This is a genomic window from Haloparvum sedimenti, from assembly GCF_001462205.1.
GTDB classification, from domain to species: Archaea; Halobacteriota; Halobacteria; order Halobacteriales; family Haloferacaceae; genus Haloparvum; species Haloparvum sedimenti.
The window spans coordinates 1-20,523 of sequence record NZ_LKIR01000021.1 but is presented as its reverse complement, the minus strand read 5'-3'; the positions used below and the strand labels follow the sequence as shown (position 1 = coordinate 20,523).

The following is a 20,523-nucleotide window of genomic DNA, read 5'->3' as shown; positions in this document are numbered from 1 at the left end:
CAACGCAAGGTACACCACGGCGAAGCCAACGAGTGAGATCGTCGCTTCAGTTCCCGTTAACCCGGGTGAGACCGCTTCACTGGTCTTCATCACATCCTGAATGACCCACGGCTGTCTGCCGACCTCGGTGACGATCCAGCCGAGTTCGACCGCGAGGATGCCCAGCAGTGACGAGCCCATCAGTGCCTTGTGTAACAGACCATCATTCAGTAGCTGGCCCTTGTACCATCGGTAGCCACCCCAGAACGATAACAGGATGAACCAAAATCCCAGACCGACCATCGCACGGAAAGCCCAGAAGACGATGGCGACCGGCGGCGCCTGGCTCTCAAAGGTGTTCAATCCACGTATCTCGGCGGTCGGATCACCCCCGCTGGCGAGCCACGACGCGCCACCGGGTATCCCGATGCCGAACAGTTCCTTCGCCCGTGGGTCGGTGATCGAATCGAGGTTCGTCGGGACGGCGATAAGATACTCAGGCACGTAGGAGTCGGTCTCCCAGACGGCCTCCATTGCGGCAAACTTCTGCGGTTGGGTTTCGGCGACCGAGCGGGCGTACATGTCGCCCTGATAGACTTGAAACGGGGCCGTGATCAGCAGAGCGACGAGGGCGATCTTCAGGGTCATCTCCCAGAAATTCACGTTGTCGACATCGATCCCACGAACGTGGTGTTTGAACACGTAGTAGGCGGCGATGCCGGCCATGAAGAGCGCGACCGATTCGACGGCCGCGTTCTGCATGTGGACAAACATGTAGCCGAATCGGGGGTTAAAATACGCTGCAAGCGGATCGACGAGCTTAACGACCGTCTGGCCGCCCTCGGTGACTAGTTCATAGCCACGCGGGGTTTGCATCCATGAGTTCGCGATGAGAATCCACACGGCTGAGAGCCACGTGCCAAGACCGACAGCGACGCTTGAAATGAAGTAGAGCGTGTCATCGACGCGCTCACGGCCGAAAACGAAGATCCCGAGGAACGTCGCCTCTAGCATGAACGCCATCATCCCCTCAACGGCTAGCGGGCCACCAAACAGTTCGCCGGCGGCAATCGAAAACGCCGCGAAGTTCGTCCCGAACTCGAATTCGAGGACGATTCCAGTAACGGTGCCGACAACAAAGGAGATGGCGAAGATCTTGGTCCAGAAGCGACGCAACTGTTCGTACACCGGCTCGCCAGTTCGAATGTCCTTCCATGTAAAATAGATAAGAAACGGGGCTAACCCCATGCTCATCACCGGAAAGATGATATGGACGATTGTGGTGAGGGCGAACTGGAGCCGGCTAGCGATAAGTGGATCGACCATGGCTGAAGGAGTGGCTAACAGCCGATTCTAAAGAACATATCATGTTAAACATATCCGCACCTCCTTCTCGCCGGGAAGCGGCGAACCGTTTATTATGTCGACCGATAACGCCGCCGTATGGATACCCGGCGTGTCGTTCTTGTGCTCGTCTGTCTGGTGACGGCGATCATGGCTATCAGAGGGTTTGTCGCGCTCCAGAACGTGGAGTTCGGCACGGTCGGGCGACAGCTCGGTGTGGGGGCGATCGTCTTCATCTTCGGGATCGCACTTGTCCGTCGATGGGATGAGATCGGGTAATAATTGACGTAGCGTTCGGTGATTCATCAACACTCAACACGGTCCACAATCGGCAGGTCACATCGAGTTAGCGGAGAGCCACAACGGATAGAATTATTAAGATATCAGGGTAATCCTCCGTTGACGTACGAAATCCAGGTTGATAACGGAATAGTTACTGTGACGAGGTGTTCTCTGTCCAAGGATCTAGTCTTTCATATCCGTCCTCCAGGCTCTTCTCCTTCTACAGATGATGCACTGGAGTGTTTCCTTCGTACGGCAGAACCCAAACCTGTGTGTTTAATCTACTAGATTAAGAATCACAATGTAGGTGATTTCGTTTGGGAACTACTCAGAGCCACGACAGCGGACACGGCCATGATAGTGGCGAACGGAGCATCCGGAAATTGGGCGTGGTCGCCCTGATCAACCTCGTCGGCTTCGTGATCGAACTTGCTGGTGGTCTCCTCTTCGGTTCCGTAGCCCTGATCGGCGACGCCTTCCACATGCTGTTCGACGCGCTCGCGTACGTTCTCGCCTTCGGTGCCGCCTACGTCTCACGACGTACTGAACCAGGCGAGTACTGGTCATACGGACTGGACCGTGTCGAGCCGTTCACTGCGTTTCTGAACGGTGTCCTCCTCGTTCCGATGGTGGGATACCTCGTCTGGGAGTCCTATCAGCGATTCCTCAAACCCGTCGAGATCGATCCGTTGATGACAGCAGGACTCGCTACGGGCGGACTGGTCGTGAACTTCGCGTCCGTGTACTACTTACAGGGCGGCGAAATGAACCTCAACGAGAAGGGTGCGTACTACCATCTTATCGGGGATACCGGCGCGTCCGTCGCTGTCATCGTTTCGATGCTCGTTGTTGAGTTCACTGGATCGACACTCGCTGACCCAATCACGGCAGTGTTGATCGCGGTCATCATTATCTGGTCGGCTGTGAAACTACTCCGTGAGAGCGGCAAAATATTCTTCCAGCGGAGTCCGGTTTCCGTCGACGAAGTCGAAACCCGGTTAAAACAACTCGAGGGCGTCGTGGCAGTCGATGATGTACACGTTTGGCAGTTATCGAGTACGATCCGCGTCGCGTCGATGCATCTGAAAGACGATGTCCAGTCACTCGAGGAGCGGGAGAAACTCAAAACACAGGCTGTCGACGTTCTTCACGACGAATTCGACGTTGACCACGCGACTATCGACATGGCTAGTGAATCGAACGAATATGCACAGGTGCCAGAGCATCAGTAAGCGATGACGGCGTGGGACTCACGGTTTCTCTGAGCACTTCACGTTACCTGCAAGTAGAGGGCGGAGAGCAATACGGCATTATACACACCATGGATCACAGCTGGGGTTACGAGGTTCTCCGCATATTCGTAGGTGGCGCCGAGGACGAGTGCGAGAACGAACACGACGGCCATGTAGGTGAGTTGGCCATCACCACTGAGAGCTGTCGTGTGACTCACAGCGAAGATCGCACTCGCAATAACGACTGCACTCCCTGGCCGGAAGGTTTGTCGTAGTGTTCCCTGGATAAGCCCTCGGAATAAGAATTCTTCGCCAGGACCAACGAGCAGTAGTGAGAATGGCACTACGCTCTTGTGACGTAGATTGTTGGTGAGTCAGAGAACTGCTTGGACAATCTCTTTCAGTGCCTCTCGACCCGGTTTATGGAGGATTCGTCGCCGAAGCTGGAGCGGTCTGAGATACGCTGTCAGTTTGTCCTTTGAGACGCCTCGATGCGGCGAGAGCCACCGTCGCGCCAGCGACGCGTGGCTCTCGCACGTGTTCACGTGCGCGTCTCCATCAGCGTACTCGCCGTCATCGTGAATTACTGCTTCTCGGTGGAAGTTCTCGTCATCGTCGAGTGGATCGTAGGCCCGAAATCCGTCAGTATACACGGTCAGCGACTCCTTCTCGTGGTTGCCGAGAAGGAGTCGCACCGTCGCTTCGTCGGCGGATTTCGCCGGAATGACGTATCGCTGACCGCTGCCGCGATCCACGAGGACGAACACGGGTGGTTTGTCTTGATCATACGTTCCGCGTCCGCGTCGAGAGAGGCCGCGAGAGCGCGACCAGCGGTCGCGCTCGCGGCCTTTCAAGCCGGAAGAGACGTAGAACTCGTCAATCTCGACCGGGCCAACGAGAGAGATGTCTGGCGCGTCGAGCGTTCTGGCGAACTGCTCGACGCGCCGGCGAAGTGAACGATACGAAACGTCAATTTCAGCATCTAACTGGCGGATACTCGTGTTGAATCGGAGGAACGAGTAGAACGCGAACAAGAGCTTGTCGAGGCCGATCTTCGCGTGCGCGAAGATCGTGCCAGTCTTGTCGTTGAACGTGCGGTCGCAATCCTTACAGAGATACCGTTGATACTCTCGATAGCTGCCGTGTTTGATCACTGACTCAGACCGGCAGCGGGGGCAACAGAGGCCCTCGCGGCGCTCGCCTCTGAACTCAGCAATTCAAATGGGAACATTGCGTTCGGGTGACGCGTTCGCGTCACCCTTGCCCGCTACGCTTCCACAGCGACAGCTCTACCTGACCAACAATCTACTTCCGAAGAGCGTAAGAGGCAAAGGAGGATACCCAATACGTAGGACACCGACCTCATTTGACGTACCGAACTCGCAAAGTCGGAGTGACCACGGACTCGTTATGTAGACACCATGAGTCGTCTACGGATGTCGAATTCTGTTTCGTAAAGTGATTAGGCTTAACTGGATTCGCCAGTGAGATCAATATGCTCCGTTGGTGTAGCTCGGCCAATCATCTCGGTATCTCACGCCGAGGACCGAGGTTCAAATCCTCGATGGAGCATCTCCAACCCGCTTCGACCCTCTATAGGCCGACCTCATATCTGCCCACTACACGACTAGCTTCACAGAATCGCGTGTTGGGCAGGTATACCTCCGTAGAACTAGTTGCAATCACCAGCCTATGTCTGGTTGCTTTTGCTACCGCGACGGTCGTATTTACCGTAGGCGGAACTCCTTCAAGCACGTTGTCGACGGCAGGTAGATGTCAAGAAAGCCAGTGGCATCCTCGTCATCGCCGATCAGAACGATGATCTTCGTATCACGGTTGCTCAGCTGCGTGAGCGTGTCATCTCTACCCAATTGTGATTCGCCGACGACAACGTCGCCGTTTCGGAGACACTCGAAGACGATTTCGTCGAACACGATGATACCGCGGATCACTGTTTCCTCGATACTCGTTGCGACGGAGAATGGTGTCGCGAACTCGAGTACCCATGGACACCCGATCAAGACACTGACAACGCCGTCAGGACGGCGATCGAGACGCCAGCCCCCATCACGAGCGACCAGCCGCCAGCAATACCGCTCCGCCCACGACGACTGAAAGACCGGACGACCCGGATCGATCGACCCATCGCTGGATGCCGTGGTCTCCACTCTGGTGACCTCAGACCCACGTGATGAGCCGTCAACTCTGCTGGATACACTGTCACTCACCGTGAACACAGCAGCCCCGTTTGTGACGACCGCTCCGCCGACGAGATTGTCGCCCACTCGCTTCAGGGCTGGAAGGTGATTCACCCGCCGTGACTGCTTTCTCGACCGTACATTCGCTCTCGGCAAGATCAGAGCTATTTCTGAATATACAAAGAATACATAATAATCGCGAGTGCGAAAGCGACGAACATACTATTTATGAGGACAACATATGCCAATGAGACAGAGAAGAACTGATTAGCTACACCTGTCAACAGTGCTCCGAGCGTGAGGACACCAAATCCGATACCCAGAACGCGGAGAGAATTCTCACCAGTTCGCCGATAAGCTTTGAACGCGATATAAGTAATTCCACCCCCGAGAATCAGGATTACAAACTTAACTATCGCAATTGCGGGTACAACTTCCTTCATATTTCGTCCCCCATCATTGTCCAGATGTCAGCAAGTCGCTCGTCGGTAGACTGTGATAGCCGCTCGATATTCACCGAAAACTCACCCGTGTCATCCAGGGAAATCATTACGTCATTGAATGACCGCTCGTAGTGAGTGACACGTCCGCCACCGGGATTGATCGTATCCCACTTTCGTACGAGAGCAGCGGAGCTGAGAAGTTCTAATTTGCGATACAACGTCGACTTGGGGATGTCACAGACATCGCTCAATTCGTTTGCAGTCATAGGTTCAATGGTTTCGCGGAGAATGGATCGACACTCAGGATCGTCCAACGCATCGAGGACATCTTGTAACGCCGGTGTGTCCTCAGATGACGCTGAATTGTCTCGCATTGTTCTATTAAATATGTTGGGCGGAATATGGGGTCCAATTGTTCTTCGGGAATGCTCCTGATGGTTCGGATCTAAGACCGGTTGCGATATCCAGCTCATAACAGGTAAGTTGTCGAAAGAATCGCGAGATGAGAGTCGACATAGTGATACTAATAGCGGGGTGTTATAACCTATACTGAGTTTCGGATCGTTGTGCCGTTTCTTCAATGATTTCGGAGAAGCCTCGCCCGAGCGAACTGATGAACTCGTCATTATGAAAGTGGGTACATGTTTGTTCGACAGCAATCAAATGTTTGTCAACTGAATTAACAATATCTATTACGTAAGAAGGTGGCTGGCTACTAACTGTTGTATCTCGATCAATCTTGGTCTCTATCTGAAATTTGCTCATATTAGAATTACGGCTGTGAGTGAATGAAGAGCTGTTTGCTGTCCGAACAGACCCACCCATTCAGGCATGCTTCTCATACACCTCGAGAAGTTCCTGATATCGGTTTTGGATCGTTACTTGGCTGACGTGGGCGATTTCACTTACAGTCTCCTGTGTGAGCTGTTCGTTCGTGAGATGGGTCGCAGCATACAGCGCGGCGGCCGCCAATCCTGCCGGGTTTTTCCCACTGTGGACACCATTATCTGTTGCCACCTCAAGAAGTTCTCTAGAACGTCGTTCTGCTTCATCGCTCACATCAAGCGATGACGCGAATTGTGGAAGATATTGAGTCGGATTTTGCGGCTCGATCTCCAACCCGAGTTCACGGGAGAGATATCGGTATGCTCGCTGGACTCTGATTTTTTTGACACGACTTACGTCGGAGAATTCAGTCAGTGGACGTGGCGTCCCATGCTGTCGAGCAGCCGCATACAACGAAGCCGTTGACATCCCCTCAATCGATCGGCCAGGTAGCAGGTCCTTCTCTACAGCACGCTTATACAGGATGCCGGCAGTTTCTCGGACTGATTTCGGAAGACCGAGAGCAGACGCCATGCGGTTGATCTCACCGAGTGCTTGTTTGAGATTTCGCTCATAGGAATCTTTCGCCCGAAACCGCTCATCCCACATCCGAAGGCGCTGTAGTTGAGCGCGTTTGCGATCAGGAACTGCTTGTCCGTAGGCATCCTTATCCCGCCAACCAATGGTAGTACTCAATCCCTTATCGTGCATCAGATGCGTCGTCGGGGAACCAACACGACTCTTTTCATCACGTTCTTCCGACGTGAACGCACGCCATTCCGGGCCGTGATCGACTCGGCTTTCCTTGAAAATTAACCCACAACCTTCACAAGCCGATTCACCTCCATTGCCCTTCTGAATGATTTGGCCTTGACACTCAGGACACACATTGCTCTCGATACACTCCGAGACCCGCTTGCGACTATCTAACGACTGTTCGTTGCTTTGTTTTTGACACATAATGATAATATTATGGACAGGTTTGCACCTCCAAATCGTGGGTCTTCTTGACAATTCGGAGGGGTGGCTCCGCAATGAACAAGTGGCGGAATCCCACTTAGGGGGAATCCGACCTATACCTTTGTCATCATGCCTTTAACAGCCTTATCGTAATTGGGAGGCATCCCATCAATCGAGATATGGCCCAAAATTCAGCGAACTCAAACTACCTTCGAAAGACGATTTCAGAGGGTCCAGTTAAGTTCGAGCACATCGCCGGCCTGACGCTGGTTCTGACGTACATCGTGATGCTTCTCGGCGCCTATACGAGTGCAATCGGTGCTGGACTCTCTTGCCCCGACTGGCCGAGCTGCTACGGTACCTGGGTACCCTTCTTCCAACCCGATATCATCGCAAATTCACCGTACTCTGCCCTGCAGATATTCGCCGAATGGGCCCACCGGGGACTTGCGATGACTGCTGGCCTCTTCATCGCGGGGACAGCAGTTGGTGCGTGGATTTTCTACCCAGACGATACGTTAGTCAAGTGGTCCGCAACAACGGCACTCATCTTGCTTCCAATTCAGGTCGTACTCGGACGACTGACTGTCACAGAGAACCTCGAACCAATAATAGTCACGACGCACCTCGGAGTCGCTATTCTCATTCTCCTCAGCCTGCTCATGACCGTCCTTACGACCTATCTTCGTGACACACGAGTCGATAAATCCAAAATATGGGGAGAAGCATGACCGATAGCGAACGCATCTCGACTATGCTCACATCATCTGGTGGAGGACATAGACTGTTAACGAGACGTCAGTTCCTCGCGACAAGTGGAGTATTGGCGCTCAGTGGATGTCTCGGTGGCGAAAATAATGAATCAACAAATGCTGCTGTTGATGATGCGGTAGCTAACGCGCCGGACCCAGACGACCCCACATCATCCACATACGCAAGAGCGGGAGCGGCCGACCGACCAACGGTGACCTACTATGGGAACTGGAAATGTCCGTACTGTGCAGACTTCAGCACAGATTTTCTCGGCAATATAGTCACAGACTACGTCGAGCCCGGAGACATCAGCCTACAATTCCGTGCGTTGGCCTACATCGACGGTGAGCCATTCCTCGCCTCTGATGCCCCTCGTGCCGCTCAAGGTGGTCTCGGTGTCTGGAATGTAGCTCCTGAAACCTACTGGCGATACCACGAATACGTCTTCGCCAATCAACCACCGGAGGGTGAGGAATGGGCAACCACTAACAAACTCGTGTCATTCGCTGAGGAGGCTGGAGTAACGGAGACGGAACAGCTCCGGACAAAAATTCAGGAACAAGCCTACGAATCACCGGTTCGAGAGACGAGTCAGGCAGCAGCCGACGCCGGCGTTTCGGGAACCCCCGCCCTTGTGATCGATGGTGAAACAGTCAACCCGCTGAGTGACGAACAACGAACTCGTACCCTTATCGAACAACTCGCAGATGGATCGTGATCGGATCTGGCTCGTATTGGGTAGTGCAACCCTCATCGCCGGGATCGCAACAGCTGGGAGTCTCTGGTTTAGCCTCGGACTGGTACCGTGTGACCTCTGTTGGTACCAACGAATTCTGATGTACCCACTAGTAATGGTTATGGGTGTCGCAGCGATCGAAGCTCGCCCTACTGTTTGGCGGACTAGTATTCCCTTGTCAGTTCTGGGTGGAGTGATCGCAACGTATCACACAGTGTTGCAAGCGCGACAACCACCTGCTCCCTCAAAGGACCGTGTGCCGCTGTACAATAGCAGTTCCTGTAGAAAAGATGACAATTCTGAATCTCTCACTTCTGGCATTCACGCTCATTACAGCCGCAGGAGCTATCTGTATAATTGTATCTGTGAGACAAACGAAGACAAAACCACGCAACCAATGATCAAACCCAATTTACAAGCACAACCCAGTATCAGAACTCGACGTATCGCTTTCACAGATCGATCAGTGACCAGTATTTTCAAATGACAGAATCAACGACACGGATTCAGTCTGTCGGGAGTGCAGTTGGGCTCACGTACGGCTCAACGGTTATCGGGTCGATAATTGTCACCATCGCTGCCGCACTGCTGGGCGCATTCGGGGTCGATGTAACCGCTCGTCCATCGTTGCGCCTCGTAATGAGCACGATCCTATTACAGGGGGTAACATTCGGAGGGCTCTCAATCCTCTATCTCAGATTTCGCGATCTCGACTTCGAATTCGTTTCGCTTTCGATTCCGGACAGGCGGGATATTGCTGTAATCATCGGGGGAATAGGTACACTTCTCGGATTGCTCATTGTCGCATCACGCGTTATCTCCTCACTCGGACTGGAATCGGCGGAAAACCAGGTAGTAACAGTTGGCCAGCAGAATCCGACAGCGTTTCTGATTCTCATCCCTCTATCGTTTCTGCTAGTCGGTCCGGGCGAAGAGCTGTTATACCGAGGACTGGTTCAGGGAACACTTCGAGAAACGCTACATCCAACCCGTGCAATCGTTCTTGCGAGTGCCCTCTTCGCGTCGATCCATCTCTTCTCGTTGAGTGGAGAAGGAAAGCTTGTGTACGTCGGTATCGCATTCGTGCTAGCTCTAGTACTCGGTGCGACCTACGAGTACACCGATAACCTCGTTGTTCCGGCTCTGATTCACGGTGCGTATAATGCGATACAGTTTACGAGCGCATATTTGACGGCCACAGGTGGAATGTAACTGTTTGCTACCCGTTGACCCCGGATACTAGCTCTCGTGACGGAGAACTAAGCGTTTGCTTGCCGGATCCGTCCGGCTGTTACCGAACATGTTAGCGTGCCCTCTCACAGACAGAGATTCTGCAGTCTCCCTTTATCGCGACAGCACAACGTCCAAATGGACCATGACCCGATCTTTCGGTGCCCCTGGAACTGGACTGTCCCGGCGGGAATTTCTCGCTGCAACCGGCGTGACGGGTGTATCGGCGTTGGCAGGCTGTTCATCAAAAACAATTAACGCGCCGACGGCGGCCGCGAACGCCCCGAACGAAGGACAGACGTCGTCTGACCTTCCCTACACCAGTCCTCCAACGGTGGTCAACGTCGACGAGCAGGGAGGTTCCGTAACGATGGGGACGCAGCCGGCGCGACACGCCGTCCACCCGCTCGATTCAATGGGTGGCCCGGTCGAGTTCCCGCGCGTCTGGGCGTGGCAGGCCGACGACAACGACCCGAGCGTTCCGGGCCCGATCCTCCGAACGACCGAAGGTAACGACATGGAAGTGACGCTCGACAACACGAACGGACGCCGGCCGCACACGATCCACTTCCACGGCGTCACGAAGACGTGGAAGAATGACGGCGTTCCGACGTCGACCGGCATCCAAGTCCCGGCAGGCGAGAAACACACGTACGAGATCCCGGCGAACGTTCCGGGGACGCACTTGTACCACTGTCACCTCCAGACCCACCGCCACATCGATATGGGGATGTACGGGATCTTCCGGGTCGACCCCGAAGGCTACGAACCGGCGGACCGGGAATACTTCATGACGATCAAAGACTGGGACTCGCGGGTCCCGAAGAAGTGGGCCGGTGAAGCGGACTTCACGTACGACACGGCCTCGCGCAATCCGGACGTCTTCACCGTCAACGGGAAGAGCGCACCCCGAACCCTCCATCCCGAACAGGGCTCTCCGATCATCGTCGATAAGGGAGATTTAGTCAGAATTCACCTCGTCAACGGCGGGTACATGTCCCACCCGATGCACATCCACAACCACCGCTTCCAGCGCGTCGAAAAGGACGGTGGAGTCGTCCCGGAAGCAGCCCGACACGACATCGACGTCACGAACATTGCCCCCGCCGAGCGGCACACGATCGAGTTCACGGCCGACGCGGACCCCGGCATCTACCTCATGCACTGCCACAAGGTCAACCACGTCATGAATGGGACGTTCTATCCCGGCGGGATGCTTACCGGAGTCGTGTATCGCTCCGTCATGGATTCGGACATCTTCAGCCAGCTCATGGAGTACGCCGGATACGAACCGAACTGATAAGATCGGACATTTTCACAAAACAACCTGATCGGGCTCTCTCCAAAACGTTTTGCCCGGACGGAAATTTCCGCGGAGTCACTTCAACGATTTCGTGAGGGCCGAAAGAGACAGATAATTGTATGCGGATCGCTAAACTTGGGTAATGCTTCCGAGAGGACGCCAACAGGATACAGACGGTGACAGAGAGGGCTCTCATCGAAGGTTCTCCCGCTTATGTATCCTGTTTTCAGTCGGGGTTATCCTCCTCTCTCTGATCCCGACCGTGGCCGCTCACGGTGGCTCCGAAGCGTCAGGCCTCTCGCAATCGCACGGACTGGCGATCGTTCTGATCGGCGTCCTGTCAGTCGGTACTCTCGTACTGCTCAAACGAAGCGGGCGAATCTCTCCGACAGCCGCTCTGTACGGGATTGCGGTCGGCATCGGGATTACTGTCGCCGGAGCGATTCTGTTCGAGGGGCTGGCCCCGGACCCGACGTATCAGGCCAGTTCGATGCCGTTCCCCCGGTCGTGGTATCAGCCGCTCGCGATCGTAACGGGTCTTTCGGTCGTGGTTGTGAGTTTCATCGTCGGGGTCGTGCGTTGGACAACATGTCCCCGGTACATGGTTCTCGGAATGATACTTGGAGGATGGATACTGTATCCGTACCTACTTCCGGGTTTTAGCGGCTACACGAATCCGATAGGTTACGGGATTGTCCTCGCAACACCACTGCTCGTTGGATATATTCTCTGGAAAGATGTGGGCCCGACGCTGTCCGTGATTCTTCAGGATCCGGTAGCACGTCGGTTCGGATTCGGTATCGGAGCCATGGTGAGTATCTTTTTTATGGCGACATCGGGGTATCTGTCGTTCTTCAGTGAGGAAGGTGCCCCCGAAGAGACAACTGTGGCCGTCTTATCCGTACTGTATCAGATCGTACGGTGGCCCACACTCGAAATACTCCTTCCGGACGTTCCGTTCTTCATCGCTATCTCTCCGGGAGTACTACTGGTACTCGGATCGCTTGGCGTTCTCGTGGGCCTGAATGCGGCCGCCGTTGCTCACTCTTGGCGTCTCAATCGTGAGGCAGGAGCGACACAGGGCACCGCCGGGACGGCGACGGTCGTCGGTGCGTGTACGTGTGGATGCTGTGGGCCGCTCGTCTCCCAAGTCGCAGTAATCGCCGCGGGTCCCACGATTGCGGCGCCGATATACTGGATCTTCGTCGATTCGGCGTCGCCGCTCAACTCGATATTCCTCTTGGGTAGCATCGCGCTATTCACCGGGACGCTCATCTATTCGATCGATTCCGCTACACCTACCCGAAAAGACGTGTTTGAGGTTAGTGCGGATTAGATAGACTCAACTACATCTGTTGATATCCTCTGTCGGTGATTGTTCACCGAGGTCTTGTTGAAATAAAGAGCGTATTGATCAGCAATATCAATCGGATAGAGACAACGCAGGGCGAGCATGGATCTCGACCCTGTGAATCTCACGGACTGGGCTGTACCACTACGGACTAGCGCGGAACTCACCGTGCTTCATCCCGAAGAAGAACGCGATGACCGAGAAGACGATCATTGAGGGGAGGACCATCATGAAGACCGTCGAGGGGGTCATCATAACCGTTAGCGCGACTGTTGCGACGGCGACGATCACAGCAAGTGGAATCACCGAGCGCGTGAAGTCGAATTCCATATCAGGAATGGTGGCTGGACAAACAAAGTGTTTAAGAAAGCAAATCTGATGATCAACTGATTTACAATTATCGCCGTGAAATCACACTGGCCGAGTGCTACATAGATCCTCTGATGGCACCGTAGAAAGGGGTGTTCTGACGAGAACACCCCGGCCCGATCACCGGTGATTCTCTCATCAAAACGGAGCCGTCACCACACAGGGACCAGCTGACAGCGACAAACGACACTTCTTGCCCGGCTATCCTGTCGATTTCTCTTGCTTCGCCTCCGATTCCAGGAATCTGGAGGCTCGCTTCAGGTTTCTCCCCATTGCTTTCGCTATCGAGGCGTTTTTCACCTTGATTTTCCCCGTGAACTTCGTTTTCTCACCGTCTTTGTGATACATCTCGTTCATCAATGACTCAACTCCGGCACGTAAGTTCAGGAACTCCTGTTCCGCTGGATCATCCAACCGCCTCCGTCGCTGAGCCACTTCTACCCGCCGTTCCCTGAACCCGTAGCTATAGTGTTCTTGCTGTTCCTCGACGAAACAGTTCTCTTGGTGCTGGCAGCCATCACAGAACTTCTTGTCCATCTTCCCCGAGATACGGCCGGTCTCGTAATGGTTCTGCTCGAATGGTTCGTGTCCGGCAGGACACGCAACCATTCTCGTCCCATCCCACTCTGGGGCGGCAAGCGACATCTTCTCCGCCGCAGGCCGTTGACCCGTGATTCCTGTGAAGTGCTGCGTGATCTCCTGATCACGGCAGCACTTTTCTACTTCCTTGTGCGTGTACCCACCATCTACGAGCAGGTCACGTAATCCCGTTTCCTCGGCGAGATTCCTCGCGTCTTCGGCCAAGAGGTCTCCATCATCCGTGTTGTTCGTATCGACTCGAACCGCCGTAATTAGACGAAACGGATTTTCACCATCGCATGTCTCAGCGATATTCGACTTGTAGCCGAAGTAATCTTCCGCGTCCTTGGAACGATACGTCGCTTCGTCGTCGTGAGGGTTTTGCAGTGAGCTGCTGTCGATCTCGTCGGACTCTTCCAGTCCGATGTGATCGTGTCTGTCTTCGGCGTCTCTTTCTAACGACTCGGAGTCGGGTTCATCTTCGGCAGTCTCTGTAGAGTCACTTGAAGAGGTGTACGTTTGGAGTGGCTGCCAGCCCGGTGACTCGTCACCGGGATGGCCCTGATCAGCAGAATCCTGATTATCGTCATCGTCTTCGAGATCAGGAATGCGATAGCATTGTTCGTCGAGGACACGCTGTAGATGAGCGAAGCTGTTCAACCCGGCGTATTCATCCTCGTCTCCGAATCGATCAACAAGCCACGCAGTATGCTCGGCGAGCGTTTCCATCGTTGCGGGAATTTCGCCCGGTTCAAGATGATAGGACAGCTCTAAGTTCTCGATGTCGGCGAACTCGTCATTCCAGCAGGAAGTTCCTGTGCGATCTCCCGAAGGAGATCGCACAGGAAATTGTGAAGCACTTTAGCGAGGAGATCGACACGAGACAGTTGCTTGATGTTGGCCTCAATGAACGTCGAATCCATCCGTTGAGTACTCGCATCAATCTCAAATTCACCCTGAAAGTAGGTACGGTGATTCTCGAAAACCTCGTTTAGCAGGTCGTGACCGGTCTCTTCTTCGTATTCCATCAACCGACGGCGGAAATTGGTGAGTGTCTTCTCACAAATATTGTCTCCGAGTGTCTCCTTTCCTAATACGTTCCTGACGCGAAAGTCGAAGACGTAGGCGTGTTCGAGCTCTTTGTCGGACATACCGGCAGGTGTTAGATAATCTCCAAGGAGACAAGCTCGTTGACTGGCTTGTTCGGACGGCTATACCCGTCGTGGTATAGCCGTTCGAACTTTGTTTCATCAATTTGGGTGAAAACATGTTCGCAGAAGTGAGTAGACCAGTGATTCTGCAGTTTCTTTCGTATCCTGCCTGAAAGGTCTTTCAAAGGCGAAAAGAGCATCTCTTGCTCATGTTCAGTATTTTCTCTAAACACGTTATTACCCAATTTATTGACTTAACGAAACTCTGATGTAAATAACTTACAAATATTATTTTAGACACCTCAATTGAAGTCACATAGAAAACTCAGGTAACTCATCAATACACCTTTCTACGGTGCCGTCATCCTCTGAATTTAGCACGAAAAATCTATCAACTCCTGAGGATTTCAACCGAGCGACTCAACTCTGTTCTCGTCTTGGCTCGTACATGCTACTGAAGCAACTTTCGTCGGGTGTTCACAGCGACTAGACCGCCGCCGGCAATGACTGCGATCGCTGCTGACAGCGGATTGAAGAACCCGACGGCCAACGCCAAGAGAGCGATTCCGTTGTAGGAGAACGCGAGGAGGTTGTTCTGTTTCACGCGACGACGAGCCGCACCCGCTAGGTCGAAGGCGGTTTCGACGGAGCGGATGTCGTTGTCGACGATAGCGATATCGGCGGCGTCAGCAGCTAACGCCGTGCCGCCGCCCAACGAAATACCGAGGTCGGCGGCTGCGAGTGCCGGGGCGTCGTTGGTACCGTCCCCGATCATCGCGACCTGACCGTCTGATTTGAGTCGCCGGATCGTCGCCGTCTTTCCTTCCGGTGGAACCTTCGCGAAGACGTGCGTCACGGCTTCGTGCTGCTTGAAGAAGTCCGTCGCTTCCTCGTCGTCACCGGTCAAGACGACGATGTCCGTGTCTCGTGCTCCGAGCCGAGAGATGGTGTCGTCCCAGCCGTCCCGCGGCTCATCGCCCACGACGATCAGCCCCTCTGCTGTCCCGTCGCGACCGACGACGACCGAAAGCTGACCGAAGCCCCGAGCGTCGGCGACACGAGACCGGATGTCGTCGTCCACGGTCCACCCCTGTTCCGCGAAGAGATCGAGGTTTCCGACAAGATACGGAGTTCCATCGATCACCCCTTCGATACCGGACTGGTGATTCGTGAACTCGCTTATCTGGCCTGTTTTCTCTGTCTCATTACCGTTATTGTCCGAGTTCGATTGATCGTCAAGGCCTTGGTCGGTCGCATTCCTGTGGGCGAAAGCCGTTGTGATGGCGTTTGCAGCGGGATGTGATGCTCGTTGTTCGAGCGCTGCGACGGCGTCAAGGAGGTCCGCAGGAGCGTCCGCTTCGATCACCTCCATCTCTCCGGTCGTGAGGGTCCCCGTCTTGTCGAAAACAACGGTATCGATGTCTCGGAGTCGTTCGAACACCGTCTCGTCGAAGATAATGATCCCCCGACGGAGTGCACTTGCGAGGCTCTTCGCGACCGAGAGCGGCGTCGCAAGTCCGAGGGCCCACGGCGAACCGGCGAGGAGGACCAGCAGTGCGAGGAGGATCGCGTCCGGGATGCTCATGTCGAACGCGATTACACTGGCACCACCGATCGCAACGGCGGCTCCGACAACGAGAAGTACCGCGTACGACGCGAGTTGGTCGGCGTGGCGTTGGACGCCGTGAGTCGCGCTCTGGAGGTCCCACACGGCTGTGGTTATCCGATCGATACTGCTCGTCACGTCCGTGCCGACACGAACCAAGGCCGCGCCGTCCGTGACGATCGATCCACCAATGATCTCGTTGCCGGCGCGTTTTAGCACCGGAAGCGACTCGCCAGTGACGATCGCTTCGTCGACGGTACAGCTGTCTTCGACCAGTTCACCGTCTACTGGGACTCGTTCACCCTGTCGAACGAGCACGACATCCCCTGAATTGAGGTCCTCCACGCGAACTTCCTCAGTCTTCCCGTCCGAGTCATACGTTCGTGCGCGCTCGACTTGTGATATCGTGAGTTCGGTGAGGCGATCAAGGGCGCGCTGCTTGATCGACGACTCGTAGAACACCATCGCGGTGACTGCGGCCGTGACGACGATCGCGAGGTCGTAGAAAATGTCGTTTTGTCCGAGGATGACAGCGGCCGTACTGTACGTGTACGCGCTGATCGCGGTGATCGCGACCAACAGGTCGGTGTTCGGGCGTCGCATTTTGAGACTGAGGTATGCGCCGCGCAACACCGGGAGACCGGTGAAGAGGAGAATAATGCCGGTCATCACGAAATACAGCCGGAGGAAGACGAACGCTCCCTCGCTATCTAGACGGAAGGCACCCTCGAATATTTCGAGCGCTTGCCAGTCAAATATTGACGCAAGGTGAGCGGGATAGATAATTGCGACGTACGGGACCAACAGAAACGCACCGAAGAGGAATCCGACGGAGTATCGCATTCCCAACAGCTGGTCGTCTCGACGCTTTCGAATTCCACCCATCTCTCGTGCTCGGCGCGTCGTCCCACCGGTTTCGCTCACGTCTGACGAGGCATCCTCACGGAGATACGCCGTATACCCGAGGGTACTCAATACATCACGCAGCGACTCCTTCGAAACAGTGTCTGGGTCGTGTTCAACTCGGATCGTCTCGGTGACGTAACTCGCCTCGGCACTGATCACTCCCTCTTGTTTCTCAGCGAGAGATTCAAGATACGCCTCACACGTCGCGGAGTACATGCCGTCAATCCGGAGGAACGTCCGAGAACGATACTGATCGGGAGGAACAGTGTCGTCTCCCTCATCAATCTTGTTCTCAGTTGTGGTCTGGGTGACATCGAGAGAATCGGGAGCCCCAAGCGTCGTGTGTACATCGTGGCACCCGCTCGAACAGAACGAGCGTTCACCATCAGCCTCGAACGTGGAAGACTGAATCTCTCGACCACACAAATAACATTTTTCAGTCATATATTAGTGGGAGTGGTTCATGCTGTCTGTCTGAGAGCACACCGGTCTGAATGGACACTATGAACCATGTTTTTTATAGAACGTATTCGGATGATAGGGTGTCTGTCGCTTATGATTCGGTAAGTGGGTCGTGTTTATGTGGTTGTTGATACTCTCTGTGGTGGATCTGTGTCAATCAGTCGTATCCACACCTACGTAGCATCCTCGGAAATATGCGACCACCACCCTCGCTCGCTGATCGCTATGTGTACTTGAGCGATGATCCCCAACAGGGGCAGTTCCAAGAGCGGACCGATCACAAGCGCCAACGGAATGAGTGGTTCATTCGGGAACGCGACGACGGCGATCGCGAGTGCAGTCGGTGAGTTTCGCGACAGGATAGTGTTGTTGAAACACACGAGTTCCTCGTACGAGAAATCAAGCATACGACCAATAGCGAATCCGACACCGAGGTTGATCACGTAAAAGGCGATCACGGGAATCGCCATCACAGCGAGCAGTCGCGGATTCTCGACGATTACCTGAATTGAGGCGCTAAGGCCCCTTCCTCATTCGTCTTTAGTTAATACTCTTAGTAATACTTAGTAGCTTCATATTCGATCCAGATTCGACACGTTCGTGCCGGCAATAGGTGGAAAATGGCGGTTTTGAGGGTTGCTTGTCGTTCGATATCAGCAACAACAGAATCTCAGCCGTGATTTCTACTACATCTAATACTCTTAGACATAATTTAAACTCAAGTATTACTACTGGGCTTAACTAAAGACGAATGGCCCCTTCCTCAACGAGCGACCGAAGGGAGCGAGTAAGGAGGGGATACAGCGCCGCGGCTCTGTTGAAATCCTCAAAGAGTTACATGTTTAGCCTGTAATTCGACGAAATGAAGGCCCTCCCGAAGTCGCAGATTCTCCGTTTTGCTGAGAAGGCGATCCATCTGGCGCGTCGAGCGGTCTCCCGATACTCCTCGAAATTTTCTAAACACCGCTATACACTTCCCCAACACGTTGTTCTGTTGTGTCTCAAAGTTCAAAAGAACACAACCTACCGTGGCTTGCTTGACGAACTGATCGAGATGCCACGCATCCGTCGAGCTCTTGGATTAGCTGAACTTCCTACTCCTTCAACGCTCTGTAAGGCGTTCAATCGACTTGATATGACCGTATGGCGTATCATATTGACTCTCTCAGCGACGCTACTTCCGACGAGCGGAGTTGTTGGAGTTGATGCATCAGGGTTCGACCGCAGTCACGCTTCGAAACACTACACGAAACGCGCCGAGCTCACGATTCAGCAGCTCAAAGTGACGCTGCTGGTCGATGCGAAGGTGAACGCAATCCTAGATTTACACGTGACGACGACCCGGAAACACGATAGCCAGGTTGCGCCGTCACTGATCAAACGCAATCCCGAGAATATCGACATTCTGCTCGGTGACAAGGGCTACGACGACCAGAAGATCAGGCGGCTTGCTCGTCAACACGAGGTTCGTCCACTGATCAAGCATCGTGAGTTCACATCGCTCCATAAGGCATGGAACGCGCGCTTAGATGCTGATCTCTATGGCCAGCGGAGTCAATCCGAGACAGTCAACTCTACGCTCAAGCGGAAGTACGGTGCGTTCGTCCGCTCACGACGATGGTGGAAGCAGTTCCGTGAACTCACCATCGCTTGTCTCAGTCACAACATCGACCGATCACTCTGAGTGGTCAAGACATATGATTCACAGACCGCTCAGGATCAGGGAGTAATGATTCTTGCCAGTCTTCATTCAGTCTCTGCTAAACACCGTTGCTGGATCAAACGGCCACCACTCGCGGTTTCGGATCGCCAAATGGATTTGTGCAATGAAGCCTAACAGCGGAAGTTCCAACAGCGGCCCAATAACCAGTGCGAGCGGGATGAGCGGCTCGTTCGGGAACGCGACGACGGCAATTGCGAGGGCCGTCGGTGAGTTCCGTGAGAGGATCGTGTTGTTGAAACAGACCATCTCCTTGTAGGAGAACGAGAGTACTTGTCCGACGCCAAACCCGATGCCGAGATTGATCGCATAGAAGACGAGAACGGGAACCGCGAGAAGAGCAAGTAATCCGGGGTTTTCGAGGATTAGCTCCCCCTGCGAAGCGAACATTGCGCCGATGGCGAGACTGAGGAAAATAATCTGGAGCGGACTCAATTTCGGCAGGAAGTGCTGCTTGAACCACTGCGTCCCCTTTTGTCGGGTCAATGCCCACCGAGCAAGTCCACCAACCACAAGCGGGACGACGAGTACGAGAACGACGCTTTCGATCAGCAGCTCCATCGGTAACGCGACCAGTTCGCCCGCGAAGACGTACAAGTAGAGTGGAAGCAGTATCAACTGGAGAACGAGGTTGTACGGGAGAATAGAGGTAGCCAGCGGAACATCTCCGTCCGCAATATCGGTGAAAATGAGATACCAATCCGTACATGGTGTCACCATCAGCATGATGAGTCCGACCCACAGGGCAGGGTGATCTCGAAGGAAAACCGCGCCGAGTGCCACCGCTAACAGCGGACTCCAGATGAAATTGACCAGAAGACTAGACCCGACTACACGACGATTTCCGAACGCTGCCCGGAGGCGAGAGAGTGGGATTCCGGTGAACGCGGCGAACAGCATCACCATCAAGAACGGGAGAATGAGTGAGTCCGCAATCGGCGGAACACCAGCGATCTGACCGAGCACTAACCCACTCAGAATCGCAATAATAACGAATCGCTCTTCTGTAGGAGATTGTTGATAGAGTTCAGCTGCTGCTCTGAAATCGAAGAGGGCAAGGACACCGCGCTAGCGGTGTCCGACACGAATGATTC

20 protein-coding genes, 1 tRNA gene and 2 pseudogenes are annotated in these 20,523 nt (G+C 54.2%); 10 read left to right on the top strand and 13 right to left on the bottom strand.

Features of this window, described 5'->3' with window-relative positions:
- A partial coding sequence (locus tag AN233_RS01300) for a cytochrome ubiquinol oxidase subunit I (protein WP_058365069.1) occupies positions 1–1,305 on the bottom strand: 1,305 nt, incomplete at its 3' end.
- A 117-nt stretch (positions 1,306–1,422) separates the two neighbouring features.
- Here AN233_RS01300 and AN233_RS01295 point away from each other — a divergent pair.
- Positions 1,423–1,602 carry a hypothetical protein gene (locus tag AN233_RS01295; RefSeq protein WP_058365068.1) on the top strand — a complete coding sequence of 60 codons (180 nt, stop codon included), beginning with the start codon at positions 1,423–1,425 and terminating at the stop codon, positions 1,600–1,602.
- 386 nt (positions 1,603–1,988) lie between these two features.
- Entirely contained in the window at positions 1,989–2,837 is an 849-nt protein-coding gene (locus AN233_RS01290; protein ID WP_280921423.1) for a cation diffusion facilitator family transporter, read from the top strand.
- Between the two features lie 38 nt (positions 2,838–2,875).
- Here AN233_RS01290 and AN233_RS15995 read toward each other — a convergent pair whose 3' ends face one another.
- Together AN233_RS15995 and AN233_RS01285 are read right to left on the bottom strand one after the other, a co-directional pair.
- Positions 2,876–3,181 carry a CPBP family intramembrane glutamic endopeptidase gene (locus tag AN233_RS15995; RefSeq protein ID WP_080508283.1) on the bottom strand — a complete coding sequence of 102 codons (306 nt, stop codon included), beginning with the start codon at positions 3,179–3,181 and terminating at the stop codon, positions 2,876–2,878.
- Positions 3,182–3,211: 30 nt separating this feature from the next.
- Positions 3,212–4,068, bottom strand: a pseudogene (locus tag AN233_RS01285) (IS1595 family transposase).
- Positions 4,069–4,334: 266 nt separating this feature from the next.
- Here AN233_RS01285 and AN233_RS01280 point away from each other — a divergent pair.
- Positions 4,335–4,409 (top strand) — tRNA-Glu (locus AN233_RS01280).
- 155 nt (positions 4,410–4,564) lie between these two features.
- Here AN233_RS01280 and AN233_RS16650 read toward each other — a convergent pair.
- The 4 genes from AN233_RS16650 to AN233_RS15980 all read right to left on the bottom strand — a co-directional run bounded on the left by AN233_RS16650 (position 4,565) and on the right by AN233_RS15980 (position 7,263).
- Entirely contained in the window at positions 4,565–5,122 is a 558-nt protein-coding gene (locus AN233_RS16650) for a hypothetical protein (protein ID WP_125919944.1), read from the bottom strand.
- A gap of 77 nt (positions 5,123–5,199) precedes the next feature.
- Positions 5,200–5,478 carry a DUF7521 family protein gene (locus AN233_RS17830; RefSeq protein WP_080508282.1) on the bottom strand — a complete coding sequence of 93 codons (279 nt, stop codon included), beginning with the start codon at positions 5,476–5,478 and terminating at the stop codon, positions 5,200–5,202.
- The gene (locus AN233_RS15985; RefSeq protein WP_080508281.1) at positions 5,475–5,852 is read right to left on the bottom strand and encodes a winged helix-turn-helix domain-containing protein; all 378 of its coding nucleotides are present in this window, start codon (positions 5,850–5,852) and stop codon (positions 5,475–5,477) included. The genes AN233_RS17830 and AN233_RS15985 overlap by 4 nt, the downstream gene beginning before the upstream one ends.
- A gap of 451 nt (positions 5,853–6,303) precedes the next feature.
- The gene (locus tag AN233_RS15980; RefSeq protein ID WP_080508280.1) at positions 6,304–7,263 is read right to left on the bottom strand and encodes a transcription initiation factor IIB; all 960 of its coding nucleotides are present in this window, start codon (positions 7,261–7,263) and stop codon (positions 6,304–6,306) included.
- Between the two features lie 179 nt (positions 7,264–7,442).
- Between AN233_RS15980 and AN233_RS15975 the strand changes: the two genes are divergently transcribed.
- The 6 genes from AN233_RS15975 (at position 7,443) to AN233_RS01260 (ending at position 12,621) form a co-directional block, all read left to right on the top strand.
- Entirely contained in the window at positions 7,443–7,994 is a 552-nt protein-coding gene (locus AN233_RS15975) for a COX15/CtaA family protein (RefSeq protein ID WP_080508279.1), read from the top strand.
- Positions 7,991–8,734, top strand: a complete 744-nt coding sequence (locus AN233_RS15970; RefSeq protein WP_206664949.1) for a DsbA family protein — start codon at positions 7,991–7,993, stop codon at positions 8,732–8,734. The genes AN233_RS15975 and AN233_RS15970 overlap by 4 nt, the downstream gene beginning before the upstream one ends.
- Positions 8,724–9,239: a disulfide bond formation protein B gene (locus AN233_RS15965; RefSeq protein ID WP_343771647.1), complete on the top strand. Its 516-nt coding sequence runs from the start codon at positions 8,724–8,726 to the stop codon at positions 9,237–9,239. The genes AN233_RS15970 and AN233_RS15965 overlap by 11 nt, the downstream gene beginning before the upstream one ends.
- Before the next feature lie 152 nt (positions 9,240–9,391).
- Complete coding sequence (locus AN233_RS15960; protein ID WP_206668691.1) at positions 9,392–9,964, top strand: CPBP family intramembrane glutamic endopeptidase; 573 nt, start codon at positions 9,392–9,394, stop codon at positions 9,962–9,964.
- Positions 9,965–10,127: 163 nt separating this feature from the next.
- Positions 10,128–11,282: a multicopper oxidase domain-containing protein gene (locus AN233_RS01265; protein ID WP_058365064.1), complete on the top strand. Its 1,155-nt coding sequence runs from the start codon at positions 10,128–10,130 to the stop codon at positions 11,280–11,282.
- A 145-nt stretch (positions 11,283–11,427) separates the two neighbouring features.
- Positions 11,428–12,621 (top strand): hypothetical protein, encoded by a 1,194-nt coding sequence (locus tag AN233_RS01260; RefSeq protein WP_241659220.1) that lies wholly within the window; start codon positions 11,428–11,430, stop codon positions 12,619–12,621.
- Between the two features lie 159 nt (positions 12,622–12,780).
- On the opposite strand, the gene AN233_RS01255 is transcribed toward AN233_RS01260, so the two are convergent.
- The 5 genes and pseudogenes from AN233_RS01255 to AN233_RS01240 form a co-directional block, all read right to left on the bottom strand.
- Positions 12,781–12,966, bottom strand: coding sequence for a DUF7333 family protein (locus AN233_RS01255; RefSeq protein WP_058365063.1), 186 nt, complete (start codon positions 12,964–12,966; stop codon positions 12,781–12,783).
- Positions 12,967–13,206: 240 nt separating this feature from the next.
- Positions 13,207–14,313, bottom strand: coding sequence for a transposase (locus tag AN233_RS17560; RefSeq protein ID WP_206664950.1), 1,107 nt, complete (start codon positions 14,311–14,313; stop codon positions 13,207–13,209).
- A 41-nt stretch (positions 14,314–14,354) separates the two neighbouring features.
- Positions 14,355–14,735: a hypothetical protein gene (locus tag AN233_RS17555; RefSeq protein WP_206664951.1), complete on the bottom strand. Its 381-nt coding sequence runs from the start codon at positions 14,733–14,735 to the stop codon at positions 14,355–14,357.
- A gap of 451 nt (positions 14,736–15,186) precedes the next feature.
- Positions 15,187–17,691, bottom strand: a complete 2,505-nt coding sequence (locus AN233_RS01245) for a heavy metal translocating P-type ATPase (RefSeq protein WP_058365062.1) — start codon at positions 17,689–17,691, stop codon at positions 15,187–15,189.
- A gap of 191 nt (positions 17,692–17,882) precedes the next feature.
- A pseudogene (locus tag AN233_RS01240) lies at positions 17,883–18,215 on the bottom strand (arsenic resistance protein); the annotation flags it as partial.
- 356 nt (positions 18,216–18,571) lie between these two features.
- Here AN233_RS01240 and AN233_RS15955 point away from each other — a divergent pair.
- Entirely contained in the window at positions 18,572–19,393 is an 822-nt protein-coding gene (locus AN233_RS15955) for an IS5 family transposase (RefSeq protein ID WP_080508277.1), read from the top strand.
- Positions 19,394–19,459: 66 nt separating this feature from the next.
- On the opposite strand, the gene AN233_RS01235 is transcribed toward AN233_RS15955, so the two are convergent.
- Positions 19,460–20,419 carry an arsenic resistance protein gene (locus AN233_RS01235; RefSeq protein WP_058365060.1) on the bottom strand — a complete coding sequence of 320 codons (960 nt, stop codon included), beginning with the start codon at positions 20,417–20,419 and terminating at the stop codon, positions 19,460–19,462.
- Positions 20,420–20,523 lie beyond the last annotated feature (104 nt).